General features: G+C 71.1%; 25 protein-coding genes. 10 read left to right on the forward strand and 15 right to left on the reverse strand.

Annotation, left to right across the window (positions count from 1 at the left end):
• Position 1: 1 nt before the first annotated feature.
• Entirely contained in the window at positions 2-1,309 is a 1,308-nt protein-coding gene (locus ACO073_RS09095) for a bifunctional folylpolyglutamate synthase/dihydrofolate synthase (RefSeq protein WP_421996879.1), read from the forward strand.
• A 119-nt stretch (positions 1,310-1,428) separates the two neighbouring features.
• Here the strand turns inward: ACO073_RS09095 and trxA are convergent, their stop codons facing one another.
• The 6 genes from trxA to tsaE form a co-directional block, all read right to left on the reverse strand.
• Complete coding sequence (gene trxA, locus ACO073_RS09100; RefSeq protein ID WP_421996880.1) at positions 1,429-1,749, reverse strand: thioredoxin; 321 nt, start codon at positions 1,747-1,749, stop codon at positions 1,429-1,431.
• 99 nt (positions 1,750-1,848) lie between these two features.
• Entirely contained in the window at positions 1,849-5,346 is a 3,498-nt protein-coding gene (gene addA / locus ACO073_RS09105; RefSeq protein ID WP_421996882.1) for a double-strand break repair helicase AddA, read from the reverse strand.
• A complete protein-coding gene (gene addB, locus ACO073_RS09110; protein ID WP_421996884.1) occupies positions 5,343-8,294 on the reverse strand; it encodes a double-strand break repair protein AddB in 2,952 nt (983 codons plus the stop codon). The genes addA and addB overlap by 4 nt, the downstream gene beginning before the upstream one ends.
• Positions 8,291-8,989 (reverse strand): nucleotidyltransferase family protein, encoded by a 699-nt coding sequence (locus ACO073_RS09115; RefSeq protein WP_421996886.1) that lies wholly within the window; start codon positions 8,987-8,989, stop codon positions 8,291-8,293. Before ACO073_RS09115 ends, addB begins: the two co-directional genes overlap by 4 nt.
• The gene (locus ACO073_RS09120; protein ID WP_421996888.1) at positions 8,986-9,987 is read right to left on the reverse strand and encodes an aminoglycoside phosphotransferase family protein; all 1,002 of its coding nucleotides are present in this window, start codon (positions 9,985-9,987) and stop codon (positions 8,986-8,988) included. The genes ACO073_RS09115 and ACO073_RS09120 overlap by 4 nt, the downstream gene beginning before the upstream one ends.
• On the reverse strand, positions 9,974-10,432 hold the full coding sequence (tsaE, locus tag ACO073_RS09125; RefSeq protein WP_421996889.1) for a tRNA (adenosine(37)-N6)-threonylcarbamoyltransferase complex ATPase subunit type 1 TsaE: 459 nt from the start codon (positions 10,430-10,432) through the stop codon (positions 9,974-9,976). The genes ACO073_RS09120 and tsaE overlap by 14 nt, the downstream gene beginning before the upstream one ends.
• Before the next feature lie 129 nt (positions 10,433-10,561).
• Here tsaE and ACO073_RS09130 point away from each other — a divergent pair, with 129 nt between their 5' ends.
• Positions 10,562-10,993, forward strand: a complete 432-nt coding sequence (locus ACO073_RS09130) for a DUF5990 family protein (RefSeq protein WP_421996891.1) — start codon at positions 10,562-10,564, stop codon at positions 10,991-10,993.
• A gap of 54 nt (positions 10,994-11,047) precedes the next feature.
• Here ACO073_RS09130 and ahcY read toward each other — a convergent pair whose 3' ends face one another.
• Positions 11,048-12,442, reverse strand: a complete 1,395-nt coding sequence (ahcY, locus tag ACO073_RS09135) for an adenosylhomocysteinase (protein ID WP_421996892.1) — start codon at positions 12,440-12,442, stop codon at positions 11,048-11,050.
• A 137-nt stretch (positions 12,443-12,579) separates the two neighbouring features.
• On the opposite strand from ahcY, the gene ACO073_RS09140 reads away from it, so the two are divergent.
• Positions 12,580-12,825, forward strand: coding sequence for a hypothetical protein (locus ACO073_RS09140; RefSeq protein WP_421996894.1), 246 nt, complete (start codon positions 12,580-12,582; stop codon positions 12,823-12,825).
• Here the strand turns inward: ACO073_RS09140 and ACO073_RS09145 are convergent.
• Genes ACO073_RS09145 through ACO073_RS09170 form a run of 6 tightly spaced genes read right to left on the reverse strand, consistent with a single transcriptional unit; the run spans position 12,822 to position 17,418 of the window.
• A complete protein-coding gene (locus ACO073_RS09145; RefSeq protein WP_421996896.1) occupies positions 12,822-13,133 on the reverse strand; it encodes an HPr family phosphocarrier protein in 312 nt (103 codons plus the stop codon). The two genes, ACO073_RS09140 and ACO073_RS09145, sit on opposite strands and share 4 nt — an antisense overlap.
• On the reverse strand, positions 13,130-13,534 hold the full coding sequence (locus ACO073_RS09150; protein WP_421996897.1) for a PTS sugar transporter subunit IIA: 405 nt from the start codon (positions 13,532-13,534) through the stop codon (positions 13,130-13,132). The genes ACO073_RS09145 and ACO073_RS09150 overlap by 4 nt, the downstream gene beginning before the upstream one ends.
• 8 nt (positions 13,535-13,542) lie before the next feature.
• Complete coding sequence (rapZ, locus tag ACO073_RS09155) at positions 13,543-14,463, reverse strand: RNase adapter RapZ (RefSeq protein WP_421996898.1); 921 nt, start codon at positions 14,461-14,463, stop codon at positions 13,543-13,545.
• Positions 14,464-14,479: 16 nt separating this feature from the next.
• Positions 14,480-14,917, reverse strand: coding sequence for an HPr kinase/phosphorylase (locus ACO073_RS09160; protein WP_421996899.1), 438 nt, complete (start codon positions 14,915-14,917; stop codon positions 14,480-14,482).
• Between the two features lies 1 nt (position 14,918).
• Complete coding sequence (locus ACO073_RS09165) at positions 14,919-16,685, reverse strand: stimulus-sensing domain-containing protein (protein ID WP_421996900.1); 1,767 nt, start codon at positions 16,683-16,685, stop codon at positions 14,919-14,921.
• Complete coding sequence (locus tag ACO073_RS09170; RefSeq protein ID WP_421996901.1) at positions 16,654-17,418, reverse strand: response regulator transcription factor; 765 nt, start codon at positions 17,416-17,418, stop codon at positions 16,654-16,656. Before ACO073_RS09170 ends, ACO073_RS09165 begins: the two co-directional genes overlap by 32 nt.
• Before the next feature lie 37 nt (positions 17,419-17,455).
• On the opposite strand from ACO073_RS09170, the gene ACO073_RS09175 reads away from it, so the two are divergent.
• From ACO073_RS09175 to ACO073_RS09205, 7 genes are all read left to right on the forward strand, one after another.
• Complete coding sequence (locus tag ACO073_RS09175) at positions 17,456-18,178, forward strand: HugZ family protein (protein WP_421996903.1); 723 nt, start codon at positions 17,456-17,458, stop codon at positions 18,176-18,178.
• Between the two features lie 173 nt (positions 18,179-18,351).
• Complete coding sequence (locus ACO073_RS09180; RefSeq protein ID WP_421996904.1) at positions 18,352-19,959, forward strand: phosphoenolpyruvate carboxykinase; 1,608 nt, start codon at positions 18,352-18,354, stop codon at positions 19,957-19,959.
• A 53-nt stretch (positions 19,960-20,012) separates the two neighbouring features.
• Complete coding sequence (locus tag ACO073_RS09185; RefSeq protein ID WP_421996905.1) at positions 20,013-21,857, forward strand: adenylate/guanylate cyclase domain-containing protein; 1,845 nt, start codon at positions 20,013-20,015, stop codon at positions 21,855-21,857.
• Positions 21,858-21,927: 70 nt separating this feature from the next.
• Positions 21,928-23,127 (forward strand): DUF3300 domain-containing protein, encoded by a 1,200-nt coding sequence (locus ACO073_RS09190; RefSeq protein ID WP_421996906.1) that lies wholly within the window; start codon positions 21,928-21,930, stop codon positions 23,125-23,127.
• On the forward strand, positions 23,124-24,053 hold the full coding sequence (locus ACO073_RS09195) for a DUF2950 domain-containing protein (protein ID WP_421996908.1): 930 nt from the start codon (positions 23,124-23,126) through the stop codon (positions 24,051-24,053). Before ACO073_RS09190 ends, ACO073_RS09195 begins: the two co-directional genes overlap by 4 nt.
• Positions 24,054-24,081: 28 nt before the next feature.
• The gene (locus ACO073_RS09200; protein ID WP_421996909.1) at positions 24,082-24,300 is read left to right on the forward strand and encodes a bacteriocin; all 219 of its coding nucleotides are present in this window, start codon (positions 24,082-24,084) and stop codon (positions 24,298-24,300) included.
• Positions 24,301-24,314: 14 nt separating this feature from the next.
• Positions 24,315-24,644 (forward strand): hypothetical protein, encoded by a 330-nt coding sequence (locus ACO073_RS09205; protein WP_421996911.1) that lies wholly within the window; start codon positions 24,315-24,317, stop codon positions 24,642-24,644.
• Positions 24,645-24,733: 89 nt separating this feature from the next.
• Here the strand turns inward: ACO073_RS09205 and ACO073_RS09210 are convergent, their stop codons facing one another.
• Positions 24,734-25,351, reverse strand: coding sequence for a glutathione S-transferase family protein (locus ACO073_RS09210; protein WP_421996913.1), 618 nt, complete (start codon positions 25,349-25,351; stop codon positions 24,734-24,736).
• A 17-nt stretch (positions 25,352-25,368) separates the two neighbouring features.
• Positions 25,369-26,133, reverse strand: a complete 765-nt coding sequence (locus ACO073_RS09215; RefSeq protein ID WP_421996914.1) for a hypothetical protein — start codon at positions 26,131-26,133, stop codon at positions 25,369-25,371.
• Positions 26,134-26,146: the final 13 nt, after the last annotated feature.

Genomic DNA, 26,146 nt, shown 5'->3' on the forward strand with positions numbered 1-26,146 from the left:
GATGGCCACCGGGCCGAACCTGATCGATCCGCTGCTCGAGCGGGTCATGCGGCTCCATCCGAGGCTGATCGACCTCGGCCTGGACCGCACCGAGCGCCTGCTGGCAGCCCTGGGTTCGCCGCATCTCAAACTGCCGCCGGTGGTCCATGTCGCCGGCACCAACGGCAAGGGCTCGCTGGTCGCCTACCTGCGCGCCATGGCCGAGGCGGCGGGCTATCGGGTGCACGTCTATACCTCGCCGCATCTCGTGCGCTTCAACGAGCGGATCCGCGTCGCCGGCGAGCTGATCGACGACGAGGCGCTGGACGAGATCCTGACCGAGTGCGAGCAGGCCAACGGCGAGCAGCCGATCACCTTCTTCGAGATCACCACGATCGCCGCCTTCCTCGCCTTCTCGCGCGTGCCGGCCGACCTCGCGGTGATCGAGGTCGGCATGGGCGGCCGGCTCGACACGACCAACGTCGTGCAGCCGGCGCTGTCGGCGATCACGCCGATCGGCTTCGACCACACCGGCTTCCTGGGCGAATCGCTCGAGGCCATCGCCGACGCGAAGGCCGGCATCCTGAAGCGCGCCGTGCCGGCGGTGATCGGCCGCCAGCGCGAGTCCGCCGCCTGCGTGATCGCCGACGAGGCCGCGCGGCTGGGCGTGCCGCTGTTCCGCATGGGCCGCGAATGGCAGGTCGTCCCGACGGCCGACGGCTTCCGCTACGACAGCGACCTGCTGGGCCTCGACCTGCCGGCGCCGGCCCTGGTCGGCGCCCACCAGATCGACAATGCGGCGACCGCGGTGGCCTGCATCGAGCGCCTGCGCGCCGCCCAGTTCGACATCGGCGAGGCCGCCGTCCGCCGGGGCCTCGCCTCGGTCGAATGGCCGGCCCGCCTGCAGCGCCTGACGCGTGGCCCGCTGGTCGAGGCCCTGCCGCCGGCCTGCGAGCTCTGGCTGGACGGAGGCCACAACGAGGATTGCGGCATCGCGCTCGCGCGGCAGGCGGCCGACTGGGCGCGCGAGCCCGCGGCCCTGCCGCTGGACCTCATCTTCGGCATGCTGACGACCAAGGACGCGTCGGGCTTCCTGCGGCCGCTGGCGCGCCACGCCCGCACGGCGCGCGCCGTGCCCATCGAAGGCCATTCCGCCTACACGCCGCGGGACGCCTGTGCGCGCGCCGAGGAGGTCGGGCTGGATTGCCAGCCGGCGGACGACATCGTCGCAGCGCTCGAGGACCTCCTTGCCACCCAGCCCGCGCCGATGCGCATCCTCATCTGCGGCTCGCTCTACGTCGCCGGCGAGGTCCTGGCCCGCAACGGCTGAGCGCCACGAAAAAGCGCCTCCCGCATCATCCCCTCATCCGGCCTCGCCCCCGCGGGGGAGAGCAGCGATGAGGAGGGATGAGGGAGGCGCTCGATCGGATATGCGCGCGTCCGCGGAGGTCAGCTGACGACGGTGTTGATCCAGCTCACCAGCTTCTGCTTGGGCTCGGCGCCGATCTTGGTCGCCGCGACCTGGCCGTTCTTGAACAGGAGCAGGGTGGGAATGGAGCGCACGTTGTAGCGCGACGGCGTCTGCGGATTCTCGTCGATGTTGACCTTCACCACCTTGAGCTTGCCGTCCATCTCCTTGGAGATGTCCTCGAGGGAGGGGCCGATCATGCGGCAGGGGCCGCACCATTCCGCCCAGAAGTCGACCAGGACGGGCGTGTCGGACTTCAGGACTTCCTGCTCGAAGGAAGTGTCGGTTGCTTTGACGGTCATGTGATGCTCCCAAAAACCATACGAGCCGGTCGATCGACCGGCGCCGCCCTTGGACGGAGAAGCTAGGAACCCGGCCCCGTCTCGTCAAGATATGGGCATTCAAGGCATTGATTCTTCTAGGGTTTTTGCGTCGATCTCCATCAGCAGCGGGGTTGCGGTCCAGAGCAGGAAGGCGCGCACCGCGCGGCCCGGATAGATGTCCGCCAGCAACGCGCGATAGAGGGCGAGCTGGCGGCGATAGGCGAGGGGCACGTCGGCGGCCGCGCCCGGCGGCGGCCGGTTGGTCTTGTAGTCGACGATCAGAACCTCGCGGTCGGACACCGCCAGCCGGTCGACCTGTCCGCTGACGGCGAAGGCGCCGCGGCGCGTCGAGACGATGCCGGTCAGCGGTACCTCGGCGCGGGCCTCGCCGGCGAACAGCAGCCGATGGGCCGGCGCCTCGGTGACGGCCAACGCTTCGGCGCTCCAGGCGGCGATCTCCTCCTCGCCGAGGCCGTGGGCCGGCTGGGCGAGGAAGCGATGGGCGGCCGCGGCGCGGTCGGCCGGCGCGATGGCCGGCAGGTGGCGCAGGAGCTCGTGCAGGAGACGGCCGCGCAGCCAGCGCCGCGGATCGCCGGCCTGCAGCGGGCTGAAGGCGCGCCGCTCGGCGGGCGATTCGTCGGGCAGCGGCCGCGACGGTGCCAGCGGCGAGGGCGGATCGGGCTCGGCCGGGGCCTGCTGGCGGCTCCAGTCCGGCAGCGGGGCGGCCCGGGGCAACGCCAGCTCGGCCTGCTCGGGCGCGCCGATCGTGCCGGCGTTGGACAGCAGCCAGCCGTCGCCCGACCAGCCGGCATCGCCGAGCGGTTCGGTGAAATCGAAGACCTGCGGGACGGCGCGGCCGCGCGGCAGGGCGCTGTCGGCCGCCACCTCGGCCTCGCTGCTGCGGCGCAGGCCCGCCTCGATGCGCTCGTACCAGCAGCCCCGGTCGGGCTTGCGCGCGCCGTACCAGCCGCCGACATACAGCCGGTCCTCGGCACGGGTCATCGCGACGTAGAGAAGGCGGTTCTGCTCCTCGAGCGCGCGGTCGCGCGACACGGCGCGCCAGGCGCGGGCGGCATCGTTGGCATCGTCGGCGCGCGGCAGCCAGAGTCGCGCTTCGCCGTCGCTGTCGCTCAGCAGGCGCTCGGGATCGCGCGGCACGCGCGTTGTGTCGGGCAGGTAGACGATCGGCGCCTGCAGGCCCTTCGAGGCGTGGACCGTGAGGATCCGCACCTCGCGCCGGCGGTTCTGGTCGAGGTCGCGCTTGATCTCGCCGCCGCCGGTCTCGAACCAGCGCAGGAATCCCTGCAGCGAATGGCCCTCGCTGCGCTGGTACTGCAGCGCCCGCGACAGGAGCTCGTCGATCGGGTCGGCCGCCTCCTGGCCCAGCCGCTCGAGCAGGCGGGCGCGGTCGCCTTCGGGGCCGAGCGCAAGGGCGAAGAAGTCGAAGGGCGTGACGAAGTCGGCGCGGCGCAGCCACTCGGACAGGCGGCGATGGGCGCCGGCGAAGGCGAGCTCGCCCGAGCGCTCGCACAGCGCGCGCCACAGATGGCCGGGCCGCTTCCACGACAGGGTGAAGAGCTCGTCCTCGCCGAGCCCGATCATCGGCGACTTCAGCAGGCTGGCGAGGTTGAGGTCGTCCTGCGGCAGCAGCACGAAGCGCGCCATGGCGAGCAGGTCCTGGATGGCCAGCTCCTCGCCCAGGTTCAGCCGGTCGACGCCGGCCACCTCGACGCCTTCGCGCTTCAGCTCGCGCACCAGCGCGTTGACGAACTCGTTGCGCCGCCGGACCAGCACCATGAAATGGCCGGCGTGCAGCGGCTCGCCGTCGCGCGCGCGCCGCTCCGTGCCGATCAGGCTCTTGGCGTGCGTGGCGATCCGGCGGGCGAGCCGCTGGTGCGGCGGCATCGGGACGCCGCGCGCCGCGGCGCCGCCGGTGTCGGTCTCGCCTTCCTTCTCGGGGCCGCTGACCAGCGGCCACACCTCGACCAGGCCGGGCTCGTCCTTGCGGCTGGGCAGGTGGTAGACGTCGCCCGGGTCGGCCACGCCGCGCGCCGCCTCGATCTCGCCGAACACCCAGTCGACCGCGTCGAGCACGGCCGGCGTGGAGCGGAACGATACGTTGAGGCCGACCGATTCGAAGCGCTGCTCGGCGAGGCGGATGCGCCCGTCGAACCATTCGCGCATCTCCCGGAGCTTGCGCGGATCGGCGCGCTGGAAGCCGAAGATCGACTGCTTCGTGTCGCCGACGGCGAACACCGTGCGGCTGCGCTCGACCGCGCCCTGGCCGGCGAAGAACTCCTCGGTCAGCCGGCGGATCACCTCCCACTGGTCGGGATTGGTGTCCTGCGCCTCGTCGACCAGGACGTGGTCGATGCCGCCGTCGAGCTTGTAGAGGACCCAAGAGGCGCTGTCGGCGCTCTCCAGCAGGCGGCGCGTGGCGACGATCAGGTCGTCGTAGTCGAGCGCGGCGCGACGGCGCTTGGCGCCGGCATAGCGGCCGGCGATGTCGAGGCCGAGCTGCAGCAGGGCGATCGTGCGCTCGACCAGGGCGGCGCCGGCGACGCGATCGAGCGCGGCGCGCAGCCGTTCGGCCTCGCGCAGCAGCACCGGCTCGATCCCGGGCATGGCCGCGATCGCCCCCTTGCTGGCCAGCCGCTTCAGGATCGCACCCTTTTCGGTGAAGAAGACCTGGCCATAGGTCGCGAGCAGTCCGGGGCGGGCCTCGCCGGCCGCCAGCCAGTCGGCGATCACCTGGCCGCGCGCGACGTCCGACTTGCCGCCGCGCGCCAGGGCGCGGGCGGCAGCCGCCAGCCCGGCGGCGTCGAAGGCGGCGTCGCTGCAGGCGTCGCTGGTGAGCTGGCCGGCCGAATCGTCCGGCGCGCAGCCCATCGCGGCCGCCAGCCTCGTTCGCACGCGCCGCAGCCCGGCCCGGTCGCCGATTCGAGACAGCAGCCAGGCCCGCTCCGACAGCAGCTTGGTCATGAGCTCGGCGTATTCCGCGATCGAGATTCGCCCAGCCACCGAGCCCAGCGCGTCGACCAGCTCCTGGGGCGCCTCGTTCTGCGCCAGCGCCTCCATCTGCTCGTCCAGGGCATCGCGCAGCAGCGCCTGGGCCTCGGCCTCGTCCAGCACCTTGAAGCCCGACGCCACGCCCGCCTCGAGCGGGAAGCGCTTCAGCAGCGCCTGGCAGAAGGCGTGGATGGTCAGGATGTTGATGCCGCCCGGCGCGTCGAGCACGCGCGCGAACAGCCGTCGGGCGACGATGCGCTCGTCGGGCGCGGGCTTGCGGTCGATCAGCTTCTCGATGGCGGCGTCGAGCCCGGCATCGTCGGTCATCGCCCAGCGCCCGAGCTGGGTCGCGAGGCGGTTGCGCATCTCGGCGGCGGCGGCCTTGGTGAAGGTGAGGCAGAGGATGCGCTGCGGCTGCACGCGGTCGAGCAGCAGGCGCGTCACGCGATCGGTCAGCACCTTGGTCTTGCCGGTGCCGGCATTGGCTTCGACCCAGGCCGACTGGTCCGGCATGGTGGCCCGGCGCTGCGAGGCGGTGGCCATGGCGAGCGGATCGAGGACGCTCATTCCTCGTCCTCCTGCGCCACCGTCGACCATTCGGCGGCGCGCTCGAGATGGGAATAGTCGTTGAAGTGCGGGATATGCTCGGGCCACGGCAGGGCGGTATAGGGCATGCCGGGCTGAGCGAACTCCTCGGACATCTTCTCGACCAGGGCCAGCATCTGCGGCACGAGCTCGTCGGCCGCCGCGATCTCGCTCACCTTGCCGCCATCGCCCAGCCCGTTTGCCTGCCAGTAGGACAGCCGCACGGTGCGGGCCTTGCCGGCGATCTTCTCGAAGCCGCCGCGCTCGGCCATCGCAGCCTCGAGCAGGAGCTGCGGCGCGAACAGCGCCTCGAGCTCGGTCTTGGTCGGCACGCGGCCGGTCTTGTAGTCGATGATCTCCCAGGTGCCGCGCTCGACCTCGTCGATCCGGTCGGCGCGGGCCTCGATGGTGAGCGGCCGGTGGCGCGGCCCGATCTTCAGGGCGCCCTTGGTCTCGCTGGCCAGCAGGCGCGCGCCGGCACGCCGGCGCTCGTTCTCGGTGGCGACCAGCCAGCCCGCCAGCCGGCGGAACCGCGGCCACCAGAAGGCACGCTCGGCCGGCGCCGTCAGCAGGGCGCCAAGATGCTGCTCGCCCAGCGCCTCGAACTCGGCCACGGCGTCGGGCGGCAGCACGCCCGACGGGTGCCGCCGCATGAAGGCGTCCAGCGCGTCGTGCAGGGCGTTGCCGCGATCGGCGGCGCCCAGCGCCGCTTCCAGCGGCTCGAGCGCCTCCAGGCGCAGGATGCGGCGGGCGTAGAGCCCGTAGGGATCGCGCCGCCACTGCTCGATGCTTGAGACCGAGAGGCGCGTGGGCCGCGCCTCGACGGGCGGGCGCGGCTCGGGCCGCCGGCCCGGCCGGTAGCCGCGCGGCGGCCGGTCGAGCGCGTCGGCCCAGGCGAGGTAGCTGCGCTGGCCGCGCTGGATGTATTCCGGCGGCGCCGTCTTGCCGTCGTGTTCGTAGCCGAACAGCGCATCGAGGCGGGCGAGCCAGCGCGACGGCACGGTCGGCGCGCCGCCCTCGCGCTCGGCGCGGGTCAGCAGCACGCGCTCGGCGCCGAGCGCCGCCACGAAATCGTGCGCCGAGAGGCCGATCCGGCGCTCGGGCTGCGGCAGGCCGAGCGCGGCGCGCATCGGCCGGTTGAGCCACGGTCCCGTCTCGACGGCGGGCGGCCAGGTGCCGTCGTTCAGCCCGCCCAGCACCAGGAGGTCGGCGCGCTGCAGGCGGGCCTCGAGCGGACCCCAGATCGCCAGCCGCGGATGGCGTCCCCAGGCCGGGCGCAGGGTCTCGGGCGCCAGCATGGCGGCGAGCAGGGCGGGCCACTCGCCGCCGGCGATCGGTCCGGCCTCCTCCCAGGCGGCGCGCAGCCGCGCCAGCACGTCGGCCAGCGCCTCGCCGGCGTCGCCCGACCACAGCGCATCGGGCGAGGCAATGGTCTCGGCCGCCGCCAGGGTGGCGTCGAGCAGGGCAGCGGGCGGCGCGCCCGCCGCCATCTCGCCCACCAGTAGCGCGGTCGCCGCCTCGACCCGGTCGACCAGGCCGCGCACGGCGTCGCGGTCGCCGGGATGGCCGAACGATGCCGCGTCGATGCGGGCGCGGATCGCGGCGAGGCCGGGGGCGGGCTTCAGGCCGCGCAGGCACTTGCGGTCGAGCCGCCGCGCCGCCGCCAGCACCTCGCCGCGCGCGCCGCCCAGCGTGCACAGGGGATGCTTCAGCAGCGCGAGCAGGGCGGCCGGCGCGAAGCCCGCGTCGATGGCGGCCGTCAGCGCCAGCAGCAGCGCGGCCGGCGGCGAATCCGCGAGCGGCGTGCCGGCCGAATCGTCGATGTCGATGTCCCAGCGGCGCAGCTCGGCGGCGACGCGGCGCGCGAGGTCGCGGTCGGGCGTGACCAGCGCTGCGGTGCGGCCCTCGTCCTTCAGCACCTCGCGCAGCGCCAGCGCGATGACCAGCGCCTCCTGGTGGGGCGTCGCGCAGTCGGCGCGCGTCACGTGCTCGAGCGAGGAGGCGGGCGGGCGGGTCCAGTCCTCGCTGGTCGCCGCCGGCCGCATCAGCTCGGTGATCAGCAGATGGCGCGCCGTGCCGCCGCCGCCCGGCCAGTCGCCGACATCGGCTCGCGAGCGGCCGAGCGCCGCCAGCAGCTCGCGCAGGCCGAACTGCGGATGCGTCTCGTCGAGCTCGTGCCAGCTGCGCTCGTCCATGTCGCGATCGAGCCCCGGCAGGACGATCTTGCCCCGGGGCAGGCCGGCGACGACGCCGAGAAGCTCGCGGGTCGCCGGCTGCGAGCCGGTCGAGCCGGCGGCGATCACCGGGGTCGTGGGTGGCGCGTCGCGCCAGCGCTGCGCCTGGGCGCGGATCGCCCGCGTGCGCCGGTCGATGGCGTCGATGCGGCCACGCTCCGCCAGCACCTGCGGCCAGGCCTCGCCGACGATCGCCAGGAACTTCAGCGTCCGCTGCCAGTGGCTGGCGAAGTTGCCGTCGACCAGCTGCGCCAGGCGGTCGAAGGCGACGCCTTCGATCGCGAGCTCGTCGAGCAGGCCGCCGAGCTCGCGGGCCAGCAGCAGGGCCTGCGCCGCCGACTGGGCGACAGGATGGCCGCTGTCGTCGGTGAAGGCCGCGACCAGCCGCGACAGCAGCGCGTCGCGCTCGGCCGGATCGATCGCCGGCGGCAGGCCGAGCGCGGCATGCTCGCCGGAGGCGATGTCCCATTCGCTCTCGTCGACGTCGCCCAGCGGCAGGAGCCGCGGCAGGATCGTCGGCCGGCCTCGGGAGGCGCGCAGGAACGCCTCGCGCAGCGCCCGCACCGAACGGCGGGTCGGCACCAGGATCTGCACGTCGGCCAGCGCCAGGGGATCTCCACCATGCTCGGCCATCACGCCGGCCGCCAGCTCGTCGGCGAAGCGGCGGTCGATGGCGATGGTGAAGACGCCGGTCACGCGGCGAGCACGCGCTCGGCCGTGGCCAGCGCCTCGGGCGTGCCGACGTGGAACCAGTCGCCGTCGTGCAGCACCCCGCACAGCCGGCCCGCGGCCTCGGCGCGATGCCACAGGGCGAGGAGCGAGAACGGTCCCTCCGGCGAGTCGTGGAACAGGCGCGCCGAGCAGATCGAGACGCTGGCGAACACGTAGGGCGACAGCGGGGCGGTGCCGCGGTGGCGCAGATGGCCGCGCGGCTCCTGGAAATAGTCGCCGCGGTCGTTCGGGCCGCGGCCGAACATCTTGTGGAGGGACTGCAACAACAGAAGCGCGTCCATGCGTTCCGGGTCCCAGCGGCCCTCCATGCGGCTCAGCATCGATTCGGTCGGCCCGTCGCGCCACAACCCGTCGCCGTTCAGCACGAAGAACGGTCCGGCGCCGAGGAGGGGCAGCGCGTTCTTCACGCTGCCGCCGGTATCGAGCAGCCGGTCCTCGACGACGATGCGGGCCCGGCCGCGGATGCGCTCGACGATCTGCTGGCCGAGATGGTGGACGTTGACGACGATGTTGGTGACGCCGTGCGCTTCCAGCCGGTCGAGGCTGCGCTCCAGCATCGATCGGCCGGCGACGTCGAGCAGCGGCTTGGGGACGCGATCGGTCAGGGGCCGCATGCGTTCGCCGCGCCCCGCGGCCAGGATCATCGCTGTGTCGATCATGGCGCTCCGATACGCCGCAGCGGCGGCGGCAGCAACCGGTCGACCCAGCGGCGCAGCGGCTCCAGGGCCTGGTGCCCGAGGGCGCGCTCGAACTGGCGCCAGACGCGCGGCAGGTGCGGCAGATAGTCCGGCTTGCCGTCGCGGTCGCGCAGGCGGACGAACAGGCCGATGACGCGGGCGTGACGCTGGGCCGCCATCAGGGCGAAGCCGGTCTCGAAGTCGTCGCGCGCCAGGCCGGTCTCGCCGAGGTAGCGGTCCATGCACGTGGCGTGCACGGGCGGCGGCACGTCGCGCCGCGCATCCTCGATCAGGGAGACGAGGTCGTAGGCGGGATGGCCGAGCTGGGCGTCCTGGAAGTCGAGCAGGCCGCAGGCCCGCACGCCCGTGCGTGCGGGCAGCCACAGGAGATTGTCCTGGTGGTAGTCGCGCAGCAGCAGCGTGTCGGGCAGCGCCGGCAGGTTGGCGAGGCAGTCCTGCCACGCGGCGCGATAGGCGGCGGTTTCCTCCGTCGGCGTCGGCCGGCCGGTGGCGGCCGGCAGGTACCATTCCGGCAGCAGCATCGCGGCGTCGATCAGCGCCTCGCCGGCATAGGCGCCGAGGCCCGGCAGGAGGGCCCGCGGCCCGGCCTGCTGGAGGGTCACCAGCACGTCGGTGGCGCGGGCATAGAGCGTCGCCTCGTCGCCGCCCGCCGCGAGCACCCGGGCGAATGTGTCGTCGCCCAGGTCCTCGAGCAGCAGGAAGCCCGCCGCCTCGTCGACGGCGTGCACCACCGGCGCACTGAGGCCGAGGTCGAGGAGATGGCGGGCGACGCGCACAAACGGCCGCACATCCTCCTCCGGCGGCGGCGCATCCATGACCACCGCAGAGCCGCGCGGGCGGCTCAGCCGGAAGTACTTGCGGAACGAGGCATCGCCGGCGAGCAGGCGTTCGCCGGCATCGCCCCACCCGGCCGACCGCTCGAAGGCGGCGCGGCGTCGTTCGCGCTCAGATATCGCCAAGTCTTGTATCGCCAAGTCTTGCGTCTCCCGTGAGATCGGCGCGCCGTCCCGCGCCCTCGATGGCCAATGCGATGTCCAGCCGCTCGTCCGGCAGCAACGGGCCGAGCCGGTCGGCCCATTCGACCAGCGCGATCCCGTCGGCGCGCGCCTCCTCCCAGCCCAGCTCATAGGCCTGTTCCGGCGTCTCCAGGCGATAGAGGTCGAAGTGCCAGAAGACGCCGCGCCGCGTGTCGTAGACCTCGACCAGGGTGAAGGTCGGGCTGGGCACGATCAGCGCCGGATCGCCGGCCGCCGCGCGCAGGATGGCGCGCACCAGCGTCGTCTTGCCGGCGCCGAGGCCGCCGCGCAGGGCGACGACGTCGCGCGGCCGCAGTCGCCGCGCGAGGCTGGCGCCCAGCCGCTCGGTCGCGGCTTCGTCAGGCAGGAAAAGCGAGAAGGTCGGCACCGGTGCTCCGATGCCGACTCTTAACACGCCGCCGGGGCGGCCGGTCTGTGGGTCGATCAGCGGTCATTCGCGCGTGTCCGAGGACGCACTCTCCCTTCGGACAACCGCCTCGTCGCGGTATGAAAGCGCATGGCCCGGGCAGATCAGACCGAAATCACCTTCCGCATCGTCATCGAGCAGCCCGTTGCCGGCGTGCTCCACAGCCTGCAGGCGAAGGATGGGGGGCCGCTCGATCCGAAAGGGTCGGACGGCGGCGAGCCCCTCGTGTTCGACTTTCCCGTCCGCGTCGGTCCTGGTCCCAAATTCCTCGGCGACCAGGTCCGCCGCGAGGGACCGGTTCGGCGCTTCGTTTACATCCGCATCGGTCAGTTGGCCGGTGACGCGGCCTCTCCCTGGTCCCGCCGGATGAAGATCGACATCCACGATATCGGGCAGGACCTGCTGGATCGTGCGGGCCGCGGGACAGGCGTCATCGAGACAAGGATCAACGGCACGGGCGAGGACGGCACGCCCGCCTGCGCCACCGTGCGGCCTGCGGCCCGGCGCCTGGCCAAACGATAAGGGCTGCATCCGGTCGGATGCAGCCCTTCGTTTCGATGGTGCTTCGGCCAGGCCCTAGTAGCGGTAGAGCTCGCCCTTGAACGGGCCGGCCTCGGGCACGCCGATATACTTGGCCTGGTCGGCGCGCAGCTTGGTCAGCTTGGCGCCGACCTTCTCGAGGTGCAGGGCCGCGACCTTCTCGTCGAGGACCTTGGGCAGCGTGTAGACCTTCTTCTCGTACTTGCCGGGGTTGGTCCACAGCTCGACCTGGGCCAGCGTCTGGTTGGAGAACGAGGCCGACATCACGAAGCTCGGATGGCCGGTCGCGTTGCCGAGGTTCACCAGACGGCCCTCCGACAGGACGATGATGCGCTTGCCGTCGGGGAACTCGACCTCGTCGACCTGCGGCTTGACGTTGTGCCACCTGAAGTTCCGCAGGCTCGCGATCTGGATCTCGCTGTCGAAGTGGCCGATGTTGCACACGATGGCGCGGTGCTTCATCGCCTTCATGTGCTCGAGCGTCAGCACGTCGACGTTGCCGGTGGCGGTGACGAAGATGTCGGCCTTGGGCGCGGCCTCCTCCATCGTCACGACCTCGTAGCCTTCCATCGCCGCCTGCAGGGCGCAGATCGGGTCGATCTCGGAGACCATGACGCGGCAGCCGGCCTGGCGCAGCGACGCGGCCGAGCCCTTGCCGACGTCGCCGAAGCCCGCGACCATCGCCACCTTGCCCGACATCATGACGTCGGTGCCGCGGCGGATGCCGTCGACCAGCGATTCGCGGCAGCCGTAGAGATTGTCGAACTTCGACTTGGTGACCGAGTCGTTGACGTTGATGGCCGGCCACAGGAGCTTGCCTTCCTTGGCCATCTGGTAGAGGCGGTGCACGCCCGTGGTCGTCTCCTCGGTCACGCCCTTGATCGAGGCGCCGAGCTTGGCGTACCAGCCGGGCTTCTCCTTGTTGGTCTTGGCGATCGCCTTGTAGAGGACCTCTTCCTCCTCGTTGGTCGGCTTGGCGATCAGCGACGGGTCCTTCTCCGCGCGCGCGCCGAGATGGACCAGCAGCGTCGCATCGCCGCCGTCGTCGAGGATCATGTTCGGCTCGCCGCCGTCGCCCCATTCGAAGATCTTGTGGGTGTAGTCCCAGTATTCCTCGAGGCTCTCGCCCTTGATCGCGAACACCGGCGTGCCGGACTTGGCGATTGCCGCCGCGGCATGGTCCTGCGTCGAGTAGATGTTGCACGAGGCCCAGCGCACGTCGGCGCCCAGCGCCTTCAGCGTCTCGATCAGCACGCCGGTCTGGATGGTCATGTGCAGCGAGCCCGCGATGCGCGCGCCCTTGAGCGGCTTCTTCGGCCCGAATTCCTTGCGGATCGACATCAGGCCCGGCATCTCGGTCTCGGCCATGTCGAGTTCCTTGCGGCCCCAGTCGGCGAGACCGATATCCTTGACGATGTAGTCCTGGGCCATGTGGCGCGCTCCCGGCATGTAAAGTGGGGCGTGTCTTAACAGCGGCCCGACATCGCCTCAACGCGCCATATGCGCATATAAGCAAGAATTTATGCGCATATTCCCGACGCTTTATGCGACGGACACCTTCCGCACTCGTGTCCCGCAGGCCGATGTCGGCGATCGGCACCTCGCACTTCACCGGCGGCGTGTCGATGCCCTGCGTCCCCGGCCGCGGATCGGCCAACCAGGCGTCGAAGCCGCCGGAGTCGCCGATGGTCAACGCCGTCCAGGCGAGCGTGCCGGGATCGGCCTGGACGAACCCCTTGTCGCGGTTCCACATGTTGATCGGCTGGAAGCGCTCGACGGTGTTGCCGTCGAGCGGGCAACTCCCGGCGGCCTAATCCTCGCCGAACTTGCCTTCGACCAGCGCCGACAGGGCGGTCATGGCCTCGGCGGCCTGACGGCCCGAGCAGCTCAGCTCGATCTCGCAGCCGATGCCGGCGGCCAGCATCATCAGGCCCATGATCGACAGGCCGGAGACCTCCTGGCCCTTGAACACGACGCGGACCACCGAATCGAACTGACCGACGGTGCGGACGAACTTGGCGGCGGCCCGCGCATGCAAACCGCGCTTGTTGGTAATGACGAGCTTTCGTCGCAGGGCGCCGACGCTGGCCTCGGCCGCTTCCTGCGGGACGTCGTCCGTCACGAAGCTTCCTTCGCCAGGATGCGCGACGCGACGGCGATGTACTTGCGGCCGGCTTCCTGCGCGGCGCGCACGGCTTCGGCGATCGGACGGGTGCGCACCGAGGCGAGCTTGACCAGCATCGGCAGGTTGACGCCGGCGAGCACCTCGATGTTGGCCTGCTCCATGATCGAGATGGCGAGGTTGGACGGCGTGCCGCCGAACATGTCGGTGAGCACGATCACCCCGTCGCCCGTGTCGCAGGCGCGCGCGCTGGCCAGGATTTCGGCGCGCCGCTTCTCCATGTCGTCGTCGGCGCCGATGCAGACGGCCGACAGGCACTGCTGCGGTCCGACGACGTGTTCGAGAGCCAGCACGAATTCACGCGCCAGGTTGCCGTGAGTCACCAGTACGATGCCGATCATTCGTCACTCTACCCTGCGCCGACGGCTTCCCCGGCCGCCTCGGCGTCCCGGTGGGAGAGAGTGACCGAGCGGCCCGTGTCGCGCAACCACCCTGCGAGATCCTCGGCCACGGCCACCGAGCGGTGGCGGCCGCCGGTGCAGCCGACGGCGATGGTCAGATAGGCCTTGCCCTCGGCATCGAAGCGCGGCAACAGCGGCGCGATCAGCGCCCGCAGCGACTCGATGAACGGGCGGTAGCCGCCGTCGGCCGCGACGAAGGCGGCGACCCTGGGATCGCGCCCGGTCAAAGGCTTGAGCTCCGGCACATAGTGCGGGTTCCGGAGAAATCGGACGTCGAACACCAGGTCGGCCTCGCGCGGGAGCCCGCGGCGGTAGGAGAAGGACATCACGGCCAGCCGCGTGCCGGCGCCGCGGCCGAGCGCGAAGTGCCCGCCGAGGAGCTGCTTGAACTCGTGCGGCGCCAGCGCCGAGGTGTCGATCACGACGTCGGCCGAATCGCGTAGCCAGCCGATCTGCTTGCGCTCCTCGCCGATCGCGTCGGTGACCGGCCGGTCGGGCGCCAGCGGATGGGGCCGGCGCGATTCGGTGTAGCGCCGGCGCAGGGCCTCGGTGTCGCAGTCGAGGAACAGCAGCCGGGCGGCGATGTCGGCACGCAGGCGCAGCTCCTGGACGCGCCGCACCAGGTCGTGCGGGTCGAAGCCGAAGGTGCGGGTGTCGACGCCGAAGGCCAGCGGCGCGGCCAGCTCCCCGGGACTGCCGGCGGTCGAGCGCATCAGGTCGCCGAGCAGCGGCAGCGGCACGTTGTCGACCGCGACGTAGCCCATGTCCTCGAGCGCCTTGAGCGCCGTTGCCCGTCCGGCCCCGGAAAGCCCGGTCACCAGCACGAACGGCCGGCGGTTGTCCTGGGCTGGGCGGGGGGTCTCTTGCATGTCGTGGCGCGCGCGATCATGCGTCGGCACTTTGCTGCAGGGCAAGGCGCAACTTGGCCGGGGCCGAGGCCTCGAACGGGAAGAGCGCGAGAACCGGTAGGTCGACGCCCAGGAGCGTCTCGCGCGCCGGCTCGGGCAGGCGCTCGATACGGTCCGGCGCGACGAGGTCGACCAGCAGCGCGATGCGGGCGCTCGCCCGGCGGCGATCGCGCGGCAGGGCCGCGATGCCGAGCCCGCGGACCTCGATCAGGCCGGCGATCGACGGCGGCGCGGCGGCCATCAGCGTACGCCCCCGGCGCGAGATCTCCGTCTGGTCGTCGGCGACCAGGCGGGCGCCGGCATCGATCAGCCGCAGCGCCAGGTCGGACTTGCCGGCACCGGAGGGGCCGCGCAGCAGCACGGCGCGCCAGCCGCGTCGGTGCGGCAGGGCCACGCAGGTCGCGTGCAGGCGCATGCTACTTTCGCGAATCGGCCGCCGGCACGCGGATGGTGAAGCGCGCGCCGAGCACGCGGCCGTCGGGCGCGCGCCGGTTCGAGGCGGTGATCGAGCCGCCGTAGGTCTCCATGATCTGCCGGCAGATCGACAGGCCGAGGCCGGAATGCTGGCCGAAATGCTCGGTCGGCCGCTCCGAGTAGAAGCGCTGGAAGATCGATTCGAGATTGTCTTCCGGGATTCCCGGACCCTCGTCGTCGATGGTGACGACGAACGGTCCGTTGCGCGGCGCACGGCTGAGCTCGATCAGCAGGCGCGAGCCCGGCGGGCTGAACGACAGGGCGTTGTCGATGACGTTGCGGAAGACCTGGCCGTAGCGGCCGTCGTGGCCGTGCGCCAGGTAGGGCGGGTTGGCGGCCAGCCGGAACTCGACCGTGACGCCCGACTTGCCGGCGCCGCGGCTGGTGAAGTGGTTGGCCATGTCGCCGAGCAGGGCGCTCAGGTTGACCTTCTGCACCTCGCCGCGCATCAGCTCGGCGTCGAGGCGGGACGCTTCCGAAATGTCGGTGATCAGCCGGTTCAGCCGGTTGATGTCCTCGATCACGATGCCCATCAGCTTCTCGCGCCGCTCGGGATCGAGATTGGGCCGGGCCGCCACCTCGATCGCCGAGCGCAGCGAGGTCAGCGGGTTCTTGAGCTCGTGGGCGACGTCGGCGGCGAAGCTCTCGATCGTGTTGATGCGCTGCCACAGCGCGTCGGTCATCGAGCGCAGCGCGTCGTTCAGGTCGCCGATCTCGTCGCCGCGCTTTCCGAGGTCGGGAATCTCCGGCCGGTTCTCGCGCGCCAGCCGGACCTCGTCGGCGGCGCGGGCCAGGCGCACGATCGGCTGGGTGATGGTGCCGGCGAGGTAGAGCGACAGCAGGACGGTGATGCCGAGCGCGGCGGCGGCGATCACCAGCATGTCGTAGCGGACCTCGCGCAGCGAGGCCGCGATGGCGCGGTTGTCGCGCGTCAGCACGAGCGCGCCCAGCACCTGCTTGTAGCGCTGCACCGGCACGGCGGCGCTCAGGATCAGCACGTTCTCCGGGCCCAGGCGCACTGCCGAGGCGTTGAAGCCGCGCAGCGCGCTTGCGGCCTCGGGAAAGTCGCGCACCGTCGGCGCGGTCCGTTCGACATATTCGGGGAACCGGTCGGCGCGCGAGAGCTGGCGCGCGATCCAGTCGCCGATGCGGTCGGTCCAGCGCACGTCCTCGGACGAGGGCGGCGTCTGCGGCGGCGGCAGGGGCACGACATGGATGCGGCCGACCTCGTTCAGCATCGCCGAATCGCCCATGAGATCGCCGGTCTCGGTGAACAGGCGGGCGCGCACGCCGGTCGGCCGGACCAGCCGCGTCAGGAGCTGGCGCGCGGCATCGGCGTCGAGGCGGTTGACCGTCGTCTCGCCGCCGGCCACCGCGACCTCGGCGATGCCGGCCGCCACCATCTCGCCCTGGACCGCCAGCGAGGCGAGCTCGGCGTCGATCAGCTCCTCCTCGTAGTCGCTGAGGTAGACGGCGCCCAGGGTGAGGAGGGCGACGGGAATGATGTTCAGGAGCAGGATGCGCCGCGTGAGCGGCGAGTGTCGCCGCGTCGCGCTGCGCCGGCGGCGCAGCAGCGACGGCGTCTCGGCCGGACGCGGCGGCGGCGCGGGGCGGCGCCCGAAGGCGGCGCCCAGCCGTCCGACCAGTCCGTGCAGCCAGAGCCAGCGGCGCGCCGGCTCAGGCGTCGCGGTATCGGTATCCGATGCCATAGAGCGTTTCGATCTGCTCGAACTCGCCGTCGACCTCGCGGAACTTGCGGCGCACGCGCTTGATGTGACTGTCGATCGTGCGGTCGTCGACGTAGATCGTCTCGCCATAGGCCGCATCCATGAGCTGGTCGCGGTTCTTCACGTGGCCGGGCCGCTCGGCGAGGGACTTCAGCAGCAGGAACTCGGTGACCGTGAGGTGCACCTCCTTGCCCTTCCAGGTGCACTGGTGGCGGCTGGGGTCGAGGACCAGGTCGCCGCGCACGATCCGCTCGGCCGCGTTCTCGCCCTTGCCGCCGCCGGCGTCGGCGCGGCGCAGCACGGCGCGGATGCGCTCCAGCAGCAGGCGCTGCGAGAACGGCTTGCGGATGAAGTCGTCGGCGCCCATGCGCAGGCCCAGCACCTCGTCGATCTCCTCGTCCTTGGAGGTGAGGAAGATCACCGGGAACTGCTGGGTCTTGCGGACGCGGTTGAGCAGCTCCATGCCGTCCATGCGTGGCATCTTGATGTCGAAGATGGCGAGGTCGGGCGGTGCCTGGCTCAGCCCCTCGAGAGCCGACGCGCCGTCGGTGAAGGTCTTGATCTGGAAGCCCTCGGCCTCGAGAAGCATCGACACGGAGGTAAGGATGTTACGATCGTCGTCGACGAGGGCGATGGTCTTTCGCACGGCTTGGCTTCTCCTGACAGGGCTGACAATGGTACCACAGACCGGGCCGTCGCCGTCCCAATCTGCCATCGATGTGAGCGAATTAAGGCGCTTTTATCCTCAAACCATGACCCAGGACGACCCCTCGCGCACGGTGCGCCACCTGGTGCGCGGCCTCGACCGCGCCGCCCTGGCGACCGCGCTGCCCGGCGGCGACGGCCCCTGGCCCTACGCCTCCCTGGTGCTCACGGCCGTCGACCATGACCTCTCGCCGGTGCTTCTGCTGAGCGACCTCGCCGAGCATGCGAAGGCGATCGCCGCCGATCCGCGCGTGTCGCTGCTGTTCGACGGGACCCAAGGGCTCGACCAGCCGCTCACCGGACCGCGCGTCACGCTGCTCGGGCGGGCCGAACAGAGCGACGATCCGCGCTTGCGGGCGCGCTATCTCGCGCGCCATCCCGATGCCGAGATGTATGCGGGCTTCAAGGACTTCCGCTTCTACCGGGTCGCCGTGACGCGCGCGCATCTGGTCGCCGGCTTCGGCCGGATTCGCTGGCTGGACGATCTCGGCGTCCCCTCGGCCGAGGGGATGCCCGACGCCGAGGCCGGCATCCTGGCCCACATGAACGCCGACCACGCCGACGCCGTCGATCTCTACGCGGCGCGGCTGCTGGGCCTGGACGGCACGGGCTGGCGCCTGACGGGCATCGATGCCGAGGGGCTCGATCTGCGCCGGGGCGGCAGCGTCGGCCGCCTGGCCTTCGAGGCGCCGCTCACGGCGGCCGGCGAGGCCCGCAAGGTGCTGGTGGCCCTGGTGGCGAAGGCCCGCCAGGCCGGCGCCGCGGCCTGATTCCGCGGCGCGGCATGGCCTTCGCGCCTGCACACTCGAAGGGCGGCTTTCCCCGCAATTAAACTGTCGCAGGCGCGGCGAGAGCCTTGCCACCTTCGGGGTGTGCCAGTAGCGCTTGCATGGACATGAATGCGTCACGTTCCTAGATAGGCCTCATGAACAGGAGAAACGCCTTGGATCAGCCGAAGAGTGTCGTCCCCAAATTCGGACTCGAGACGCTGGGGCTGAGAAATTCTGGCGACATCCACTGGAACCTCTCGGTTCCGTCCCTGTACGAGCAGGCGATCCGCCGCGGCGAGGGCCGCGTGGCCGACGGCGGCGCGCTGGTGGTGCGCACCGGCGTGCATACCGGACGCTCGCCCAACGACAAGTTCTTCGTCGAGGATGCGGCGACGCAGGGCGTCATCGACTGGGGCAAGACCAACAAGGCGATCTCGCCCGAGCGCTACCGTGCCCTCTACAACCGCATGCTGGCCTATGCCCAGCGCCGCGAGCTGTTTGCCCGCGACTGCTGGGCCGGCGCCGATCCCGCGCATCGCATCGGCGTGCGCGTGCTGACCGAGACGGCGTGGCACAACCTCTTCGCCCGCAACATGTTCCTGCGGCCGCGCCGCGAGGAACTGGAGGGCTTCCGCCCCGACTTCACGATCCTGAACCTGCCGGGCTTCCAGGCCGAGCCCGCGCTCGACGGCACCGCCTCGGACTGCGCCATCCTGGTCAACTTCAGCGAACGCATCGTGGCGATCTGCGGCACCTGGTACGCCGGCGAGATCAAGAAGTCGGTGTTCACCATCCTGAACTACCTGCTGCCCGACAAGAACGTGCTGCCCATGCACGCCTCGGCCAATGTCGGCCCCAAGGGCGACGTGGCGATCTTCTTCGGCCTGTCGGGCACCGGCAAGACGACGCTGTCGGCGGATCCCTCGCGCACGCTGCTGGGCGACGACGAGCACGGCTGGGCCGACACCAGCCTCTTCAACTTCGAGGGTGGCTGCTACGCCAAGGTGATCAAGCTCAGCCGCGAGGCCGAGCCGGAGATCTACGCCACGACCGAACGCTTCGGCACGGTGCTGGAGAACGTCGTGATCGATCCGGCAACCGGCGCGCTCGATCTCGACGACGGGCGGTTCACCGAGAACACCCGCGCCTGCTATCCGCTGGAGTTCATCCCCAACGCGTCGGAGACGGGGCTGGCGGGCACGCCGGAGAATATCGTCATGCTGACTGCCGATGCGTTCGGCGTCCTGCCGCCGATCTCGCAGCTCTCGCCCGAGCAGGCGATGTACCATTTCCTGTCGGGCTACACGGCCCGCGTCGCCGGCACAGAGAAGGGCGTTACCGAGCCGCAGGCGACCTTCTCGACCTGCTTCGGCGCGCCGTTCATGCCGCGCCATCCGACCGTCTACGCCAAGATGCTGGGCGAGAAGATGGCGCGCCAGCACGTCAAGTGCTGGCTGGTCAACACCGGCTGGTCGGGCGGCGGCTTCGGCGTCGGCGAGCGCATGTCGATCCGCCACACGCGGGCGATGGTGCGGGCGGCGCTCGACGGCCGGCTGGCCGCCGCCGCCGCGGCGCCGGATCCCCATTTCGGCATGCTGGTGCCGGCGGCCTGCCCCGACGTGCCCGGCGAGGTGCTGAACCCCAAGAACACCTGGAAGGACAAGAAGGCCTATGACGTCGCCGCGCGCGACGTCGCCCAGCGCTTCGAGGCGAACTTCCGGCAATTCGAGGGCCACGTCGACGGCAAGGTCAAGCAGGCCGCGATTCGCGCCGCCGCCTGAGGCCGTCGCGGCCGGCTGTTCCGGCGACCGGAACGGCCTATGATGACCGGGCCGTGACCCTCGAGACCACTACTGCCGCCGCCCCGTTGCGGCGGCGCCTGCGCCTGCCGCTGATCGTGGCGCTGGCGCTTGCCTTCGTCTCGCTCGCGCTGATCTCGGGCATCGCCTACATCGCCGTCCTGGCCGGCGCGACCAACACCGCCGAGCGCCTGCTGGTCGACAAGGCGGCGCGCGTCGTCGAAGCCCAGGTCGGCGCGATCCGCAGCCGGCTCGACCCCGTCACGCAGCATCTCGACATGATCGCGGCACTGGCCGCGAGCGGCCGTATCGACATCGGCTCCCCGGTCGACATGCGCGAGGCGCTGTGGGTGATGATGACGCGCGTTCCGGTCATCTCGAGCGCCGGCTTCGCGACCTTCGACCTGCAGTTCGAGCGCGTCGCGCGGCTGCCCGACGGCAAGGTGATCCGGGACACGATCCCGCTGGTCGACCTGCCGCGCGGCCTGGAGCGCTTTCGCGAGCTGCAGACGACGGACGACACCTTCTGGGGGGCGCTGTTCTGGAACGAAGCGCTGCAGCAGCCGCTGCTGAACGTGCGGACCCCGATCCGCCGCCTCGACGGCGCCTTCATCGGCGGCCTTATCGCCACGCTGGCGCTGGGCGACCTGTCGCTGCTGATCGGCGAGGCGAGCAAGGGCAGCGAGGGCCGCTACTTCATCCTGGTGGGCCGCGACCGGGTCCTGGCCCATCGCCGGCTGGTCGATCCGCGCGGTCTCGGCCTGACCGAGGACCGCGAGCTGCCGACCATCGGCGAAGTCGATGATCCGGTGCTGGCGCGCATCTGGTCGACGCCGGTGCGCGGCGCCCAGATCGACCGGGCGCTGGGCGACGTCGGCCACGTGGTGCAGGCCGAAGGCCGGTTGTGGGTCTTCGTCTATCGCGAGCTGAAGGGCTACGGCCCGACGCCGTGGCTGGTCGGCCAGTACTTCCCGCTCGAGGACGCGACCAGCGACCTCGACCGCCTGACCAACGGCGCCATCGTCGGCGCCGCCACGCTGGCCGTCGCCGCGGTGCTGGCGCTGCTGATCGGTCTCAGCATGGTGCGCTCGATCCGCACGATCACCTCGGCCGCCGAGGCGATCGAGCGCCTCGAGTTCGACCAGCCCTTCCATCGCAGCTCGCGCCTGCGCGAGATCGACGATGCCGGCCACAGCCTCGACAAGGCGCGCGGCGCCCTGAAATGGTTCGGCGCCTACGTGCCGCACCGGCTGGTGTTCCGGCTCATGGAGCTCGGCGAGGATGCGGTGCGTTCGCGGCGCCGCAACGTCACCGTCATGTTCAGCGACATCGTCGAGTTCACGCCGCAGGCCGAGGACCTGCCCGAGCAGGAGACGGCTGACCTCCTCAATCACCACTTCGCGCTTCTCGGGGCCTGCATCGAGCACGAGCACGGGGTGATCGACAAGTACATCGGCGACGCCGTGATGGCGGTGTGGGGCGGACTGACGCACATGGAGGATCATGCCGACCATGCCGTGCGCGCCGCGCTGGCGATCGCCCGCGTCGTCCGCGAGGACAATGCGGTGCGCCGCGCCGCCGGGCAGGCTCCGATCCGCGTGCGCATCGGCCTGCATTCGGGGCCGGTCGTGGTCGGCAACATCGGTGCGCCGGGCCGCGTGAACTTCACCGTGGTCGGCGACACCGTCAACATCGCCCAGCGCTTCGAGCAGCTCGGGAAGGACTTCATGATGGCCGACGACGAGGTCGTCGTGCTGGCCAGCGGCGCCACCCTCTCGGCGATCAAGGACCGCGCCGTGCTGGGGGCCGAACCGATCACGCCGGTGTTGCGCCAGGTCAAGGGCCACGACGAGCCGGTGGAAGTATTCCGACTGGCGTGACCCGCTGGACGAGATGCTGCTTGCACCGCTAGTGTGGACTTCGTCACCGCGCTTTCGGGAAGGACCAACAATGAATCGGCGTCGTCTGCTGGGATTGTCCACGGTGGTCCTGGCGATGGGTCCTGCTTTCTCCCTCCGGGCGCAGGAATCGAAGAAGCCTTTCACGGCCGAGCAGCTCGACCAGCTCCTCGCACCGATCGCGCTCTATCCGGACGCGCTGCTGTCGCAGGTCCTGATGGCCTCGACCTATCCGCTCGAGGTCGTCGAGGCGGCGCGCTGGTCGCAGGCCAATCCCAACCTCAAGGGCGACGCCGCCGTGCAGGCGGTGAAGGACAAGGAGTGGGACGTCAGCGTGAAGTCGCTGGTCGCCTTCCCGCAGACGCTGGCGATGATGAACACCCACCTCGACTGGACCCAGAAGGTGGGCGACGCAATGATCGGCCAGCAGAAAGACGTGGCCGACGCCGTCCAGAGGCTGCGCGCCAAGGCCAAGGCGCAGGGCACCCTGAAGGACACGCCGCAGCAGAAGGTCACTACCCAGTCCTCGGGCTCGGCCAGCGCGATCGTGGTCGAGCCGACCAACCCGGAAGTGATCTACGTTCCCTACTACAACCCAACCTGGGCCTACGGTCCGTGGCCCTATCCGGCCTATCCGCCGGTCTATTATCCGCCGCCGCCCAACTACGGCGCGGCCCTGATGACCGGCATGATGTTCGGTCTCGGCGTCGCCGCCGGCGCGGCCATGTTCGGCGGCTGGCACTGGGGCTGGAACGGCTCGGGCTGGGGCAACAGCTACACGACGGTCAACGTCAACCGGGCGACGACGATCAGCGCCAACAACTTCAACGCCAGCCGCTATCGCAACGGCGAGTGGACCCACGATCCGGCGCATCGCGCCGGCGTGCCCTACCGCACGCCGGCCGAGCGCCAGCGCTACAACCAGGTCCGGCCGGGCGCCCAGCAGCGCGAGCAGTTCCGCGGCCAGCTCGACGGGACCAACCGCGCGCAGGCCGCCACCAACCGCGAGCAGGCGGTGACGAACCGCTCGCAGGCGGCCACCAATCGCGAGCAGTCGGCGGCCAACCGCGAGCAGGCCAACCGCAACGCCGTGCAGTCGCGCGGCACGCAGGGCCGCAGCAGCGCCTTCGACGGCATCGAGCGCGGCGGCGACGTGAACCGCGACTATGATCGCGGCCGCTCCTCGTGGGGCGACCGGAGCTTCGATCGCGGCGGCGGCGGCGGGTTTCGTGGCGGAGGGTTCCGGCGATGAGTGGCGCGATGTTCCGGCGCGGTCTTGCCGCCCTCGCTCTGGTGGTCGGCCTCGCCGCCGTCGCGGTCGCGCAGACGCCCGCGCCGGCGGCGAAGACTCAGGGCTTCGCCACCCCCGATGCCGCCGCCCAGGCGCTCACCGAGGCGGTGCGCAAGAACGACCGCAAGGCCATGGATGCCCTCCTGGGCACGGCATGGCACGACTTCGTGCCGGGTTCCGACGACGATGTGCAGCGCCGCCGCGCGGCCTATCTCGCGGCCTGGGACGATGCCCACAAGCTGGTCATGTCGGGGGACGACAAGGCCCGGCTCGAGGTCGGCAAGGCCGGCTGGACGCTGCCGATCCCGCTGGCCAAGGACGGCGGCGAGTGGCGCTTCGACGTTGCGGCCGGGCTCAAGGAGATGGTGCTGCGCCGCATCGGCCACGACGAGGCGGCGGTGGTGCAGACGCTGCTGGCCATCGTCGACGCCCAGGGCGACTACGCCCTCATCGATCCCATGAACACCGGCGCGCCGGCCTATGCCCGGCGGCTCCTGAGCTCGCCCGGCCGCAAGGACGGGCTCTACTGGCCGGCCAAGCCCGGCGAGCCGCAGAGCCCGCTCGGACCGGCGGTCGCCCGGGCGCAGGCCGACGGCCAGGCGCCGGATGGCCACTACGGGTACTATTTCCGCCTGCTCTATTCCCAGGGCGCGGCGGCGCCCGGCGGCGCGCGCGACTATCTGGTGAACGGCCGGATGATCGGCGGCTTCGGCGTCATCGCCTGGCCGGTGCGCTACGGCGACACGGGCGTGATGACCTTCATCGTCAACCAGGACGGCGTCGTGTACCAACAGGATCTCGGCCCGCAGACGGCGCAGAAGGCGGGCGCGATTTCATCCTTCGATCCCGGCAAGGGCTGGACGAAGGCGGACATGACCCCTCCCTGAGTCGGGAGGGGCGGAGCGGGAGAAGAGCATGGTCAAATCCAAAATCGTGGCATTGATCGTCGTCGCGGGCGTCCTCGGCGGCTGCGAGAACATGACGACGGGCCAGAAGGGCGCGCTCACCGGCGCTGCGCTGGGCACCGGCATCGCCGCCGTGGCCGGCGGCAGCTTCGGCGCCGTGGTCGGCGCGGGCCTGATCGGCGGCGCGGCGGGCTACATCACCGGCAGCGCCATCAGCGACAACAAGTAGGACGGGGACCCGAGATGAAGACCATTTTCCTCGCCGCCGCCGCCTCGCTGCTCGTCGCAGCCGCCGCCCAGGCGCAGAACCCGCCGCTCAACTTCGACCAGGCGGCGTACATCACCTGCAAGGAAGCGCACGCGATGAACCCGGAGGCGCGCAAGGCGCTCGCGCTCTATCTCGGCGAGCATTCGGCGCGGCATCACGGCGTCATGATCCCCGACGGCCCGATGGGCACGCAACTCGGCCACCTGGTCCGCGGCGGCTGCACGCTGGCGCCCGACGCCTACCTGTTCACCGTGATCGACCGCGCCATCGTGGCGGAGATGGCGCGCCTGCCCAAGCGGCCGTAGCTCCGGCCGTCATCCCGAGCGTAGCGAGGGACCTTTTCGTCGCTTCAAAGGCCCCCTCGCTGCGCTCGGGGTGACAGACCCTCGACCCTTCAGGTCAGCTTGATCATGACGTGCTTGGCATAGGCCGGCCGCGTCGCGAGCCGCTCGTACCAGGCGCGGACGTTCTTGAGCTCCGGGCGCTTGATGTCGAGCGCATACCAGCGATAGGCGAAGCAGCCGACCGGGATGTCGCCCATCGTGAAATGCTGGCCGGCGACGTAGCGGCGCCCTTCCAGCCAGCCGTCGAGCCGGCCGAACAGGCGGCCGGCATCCTCCGCCGCCTTGTCGATCGCGGCCATGTCGCGCTTCTCCGGCGGCGTGCGGATCAGCCCCCAGAAGGCGATGCGCATCGGCTCCGAAATGGTGCTGAGCTGCCAGTCCATCCAGCGGTCGGCGTCGCTGCGCTGGCCGGGATCGACGGGCCACAGCGTGCCGGCGGCGTACTTGGCCGCGAGGTAGCGCAGCGCCGAGTTGCTCTCCCAGATGATGCGCCCGCCGTCATCGATGGTCGGCACGACGCCGTTGGGGTTCATGTCGAGGTACCATTTCTGGTCGTTGCCGCCGAAGGCGCCCCCGACATCGGTGCGCTCGTAGGCGATGCCGCACTCGTCGGCGGCCCACAGCACCTTCATGACGTTGATCGAGTTGGCTCGGCCCCAGATCTTCATCGCTCTCTGCTCCCCCTTCAGCACTGCCACTGCGGCTGCCCGTCGACGAGTCGCAGCAGCTGCCTGGCCTTCGGATCGTCCTCCTCGAGCGGCGACTTGCCCTCGAAGCGCACATGGGTCTCGTCCACCCAGACCGGCCGCGGGCGCAGGAACGACGCCTTGCCCGAGCCCGGGCAGGCCGGCAGGTCCTGGACCTTCGTCACTTTCGGCGGATGGGTCGTGAAGTCGATCACGTCGAGGTCGACGCCGTTCATCAGGTTCGACTGCAGCGCCACGGCGCGCTTGCCGGACGGCGACAGGACGGGAAGGGACGCGACCCGCGTCGTCTGGCCGTCCTTCTCGGCGATCAGGTAGGCAAGCCCTTCCTCGTAGAGGCCGACATCGACCACGTAGAGGCCGAGCGAGGGCCACCAGGCGGCCAGGCGATGCCGGCGGAAACGGTCGGCCTCGCAGGCATTCTCGTCGTCGCAGTCGGTGATCTTGAGCAGGCGGCCGTTCTGCAGCCGGAGCCACAGGATCGGTCCGTCGCGCGCCGCCCGGTCGCCCAGCTTGGCCAGCACCGCGGCCTCCGCGGGATCGCCGGCCTTGGCGCCCTTCTGCGCCGCGCAGCAGGGGCCGCTCTCGACCGTCATCTTGGAGCCCCACAGCAGGCCCTTGCTGGGCGTCGCCGTGCGCACCCGCGGATCGGTCTGGGCCGACGCCGCAGCGGCGAAGGCGCCGACCATGGCGGCCACGGCCGCGGCGACGATGGCGATCGAGCGGGAACGGTCCCAGACCTTCATTGCGCGGTTCTCC

The sequence above is a fragment of the Reyranella sp. genome (genome assembly GCF_965229815.1).
Lineage (GTDB): Bacteria > Pseudomonadota > Alphaproteobacteria > Reyranellales > Reyranellaceae > Reyranella.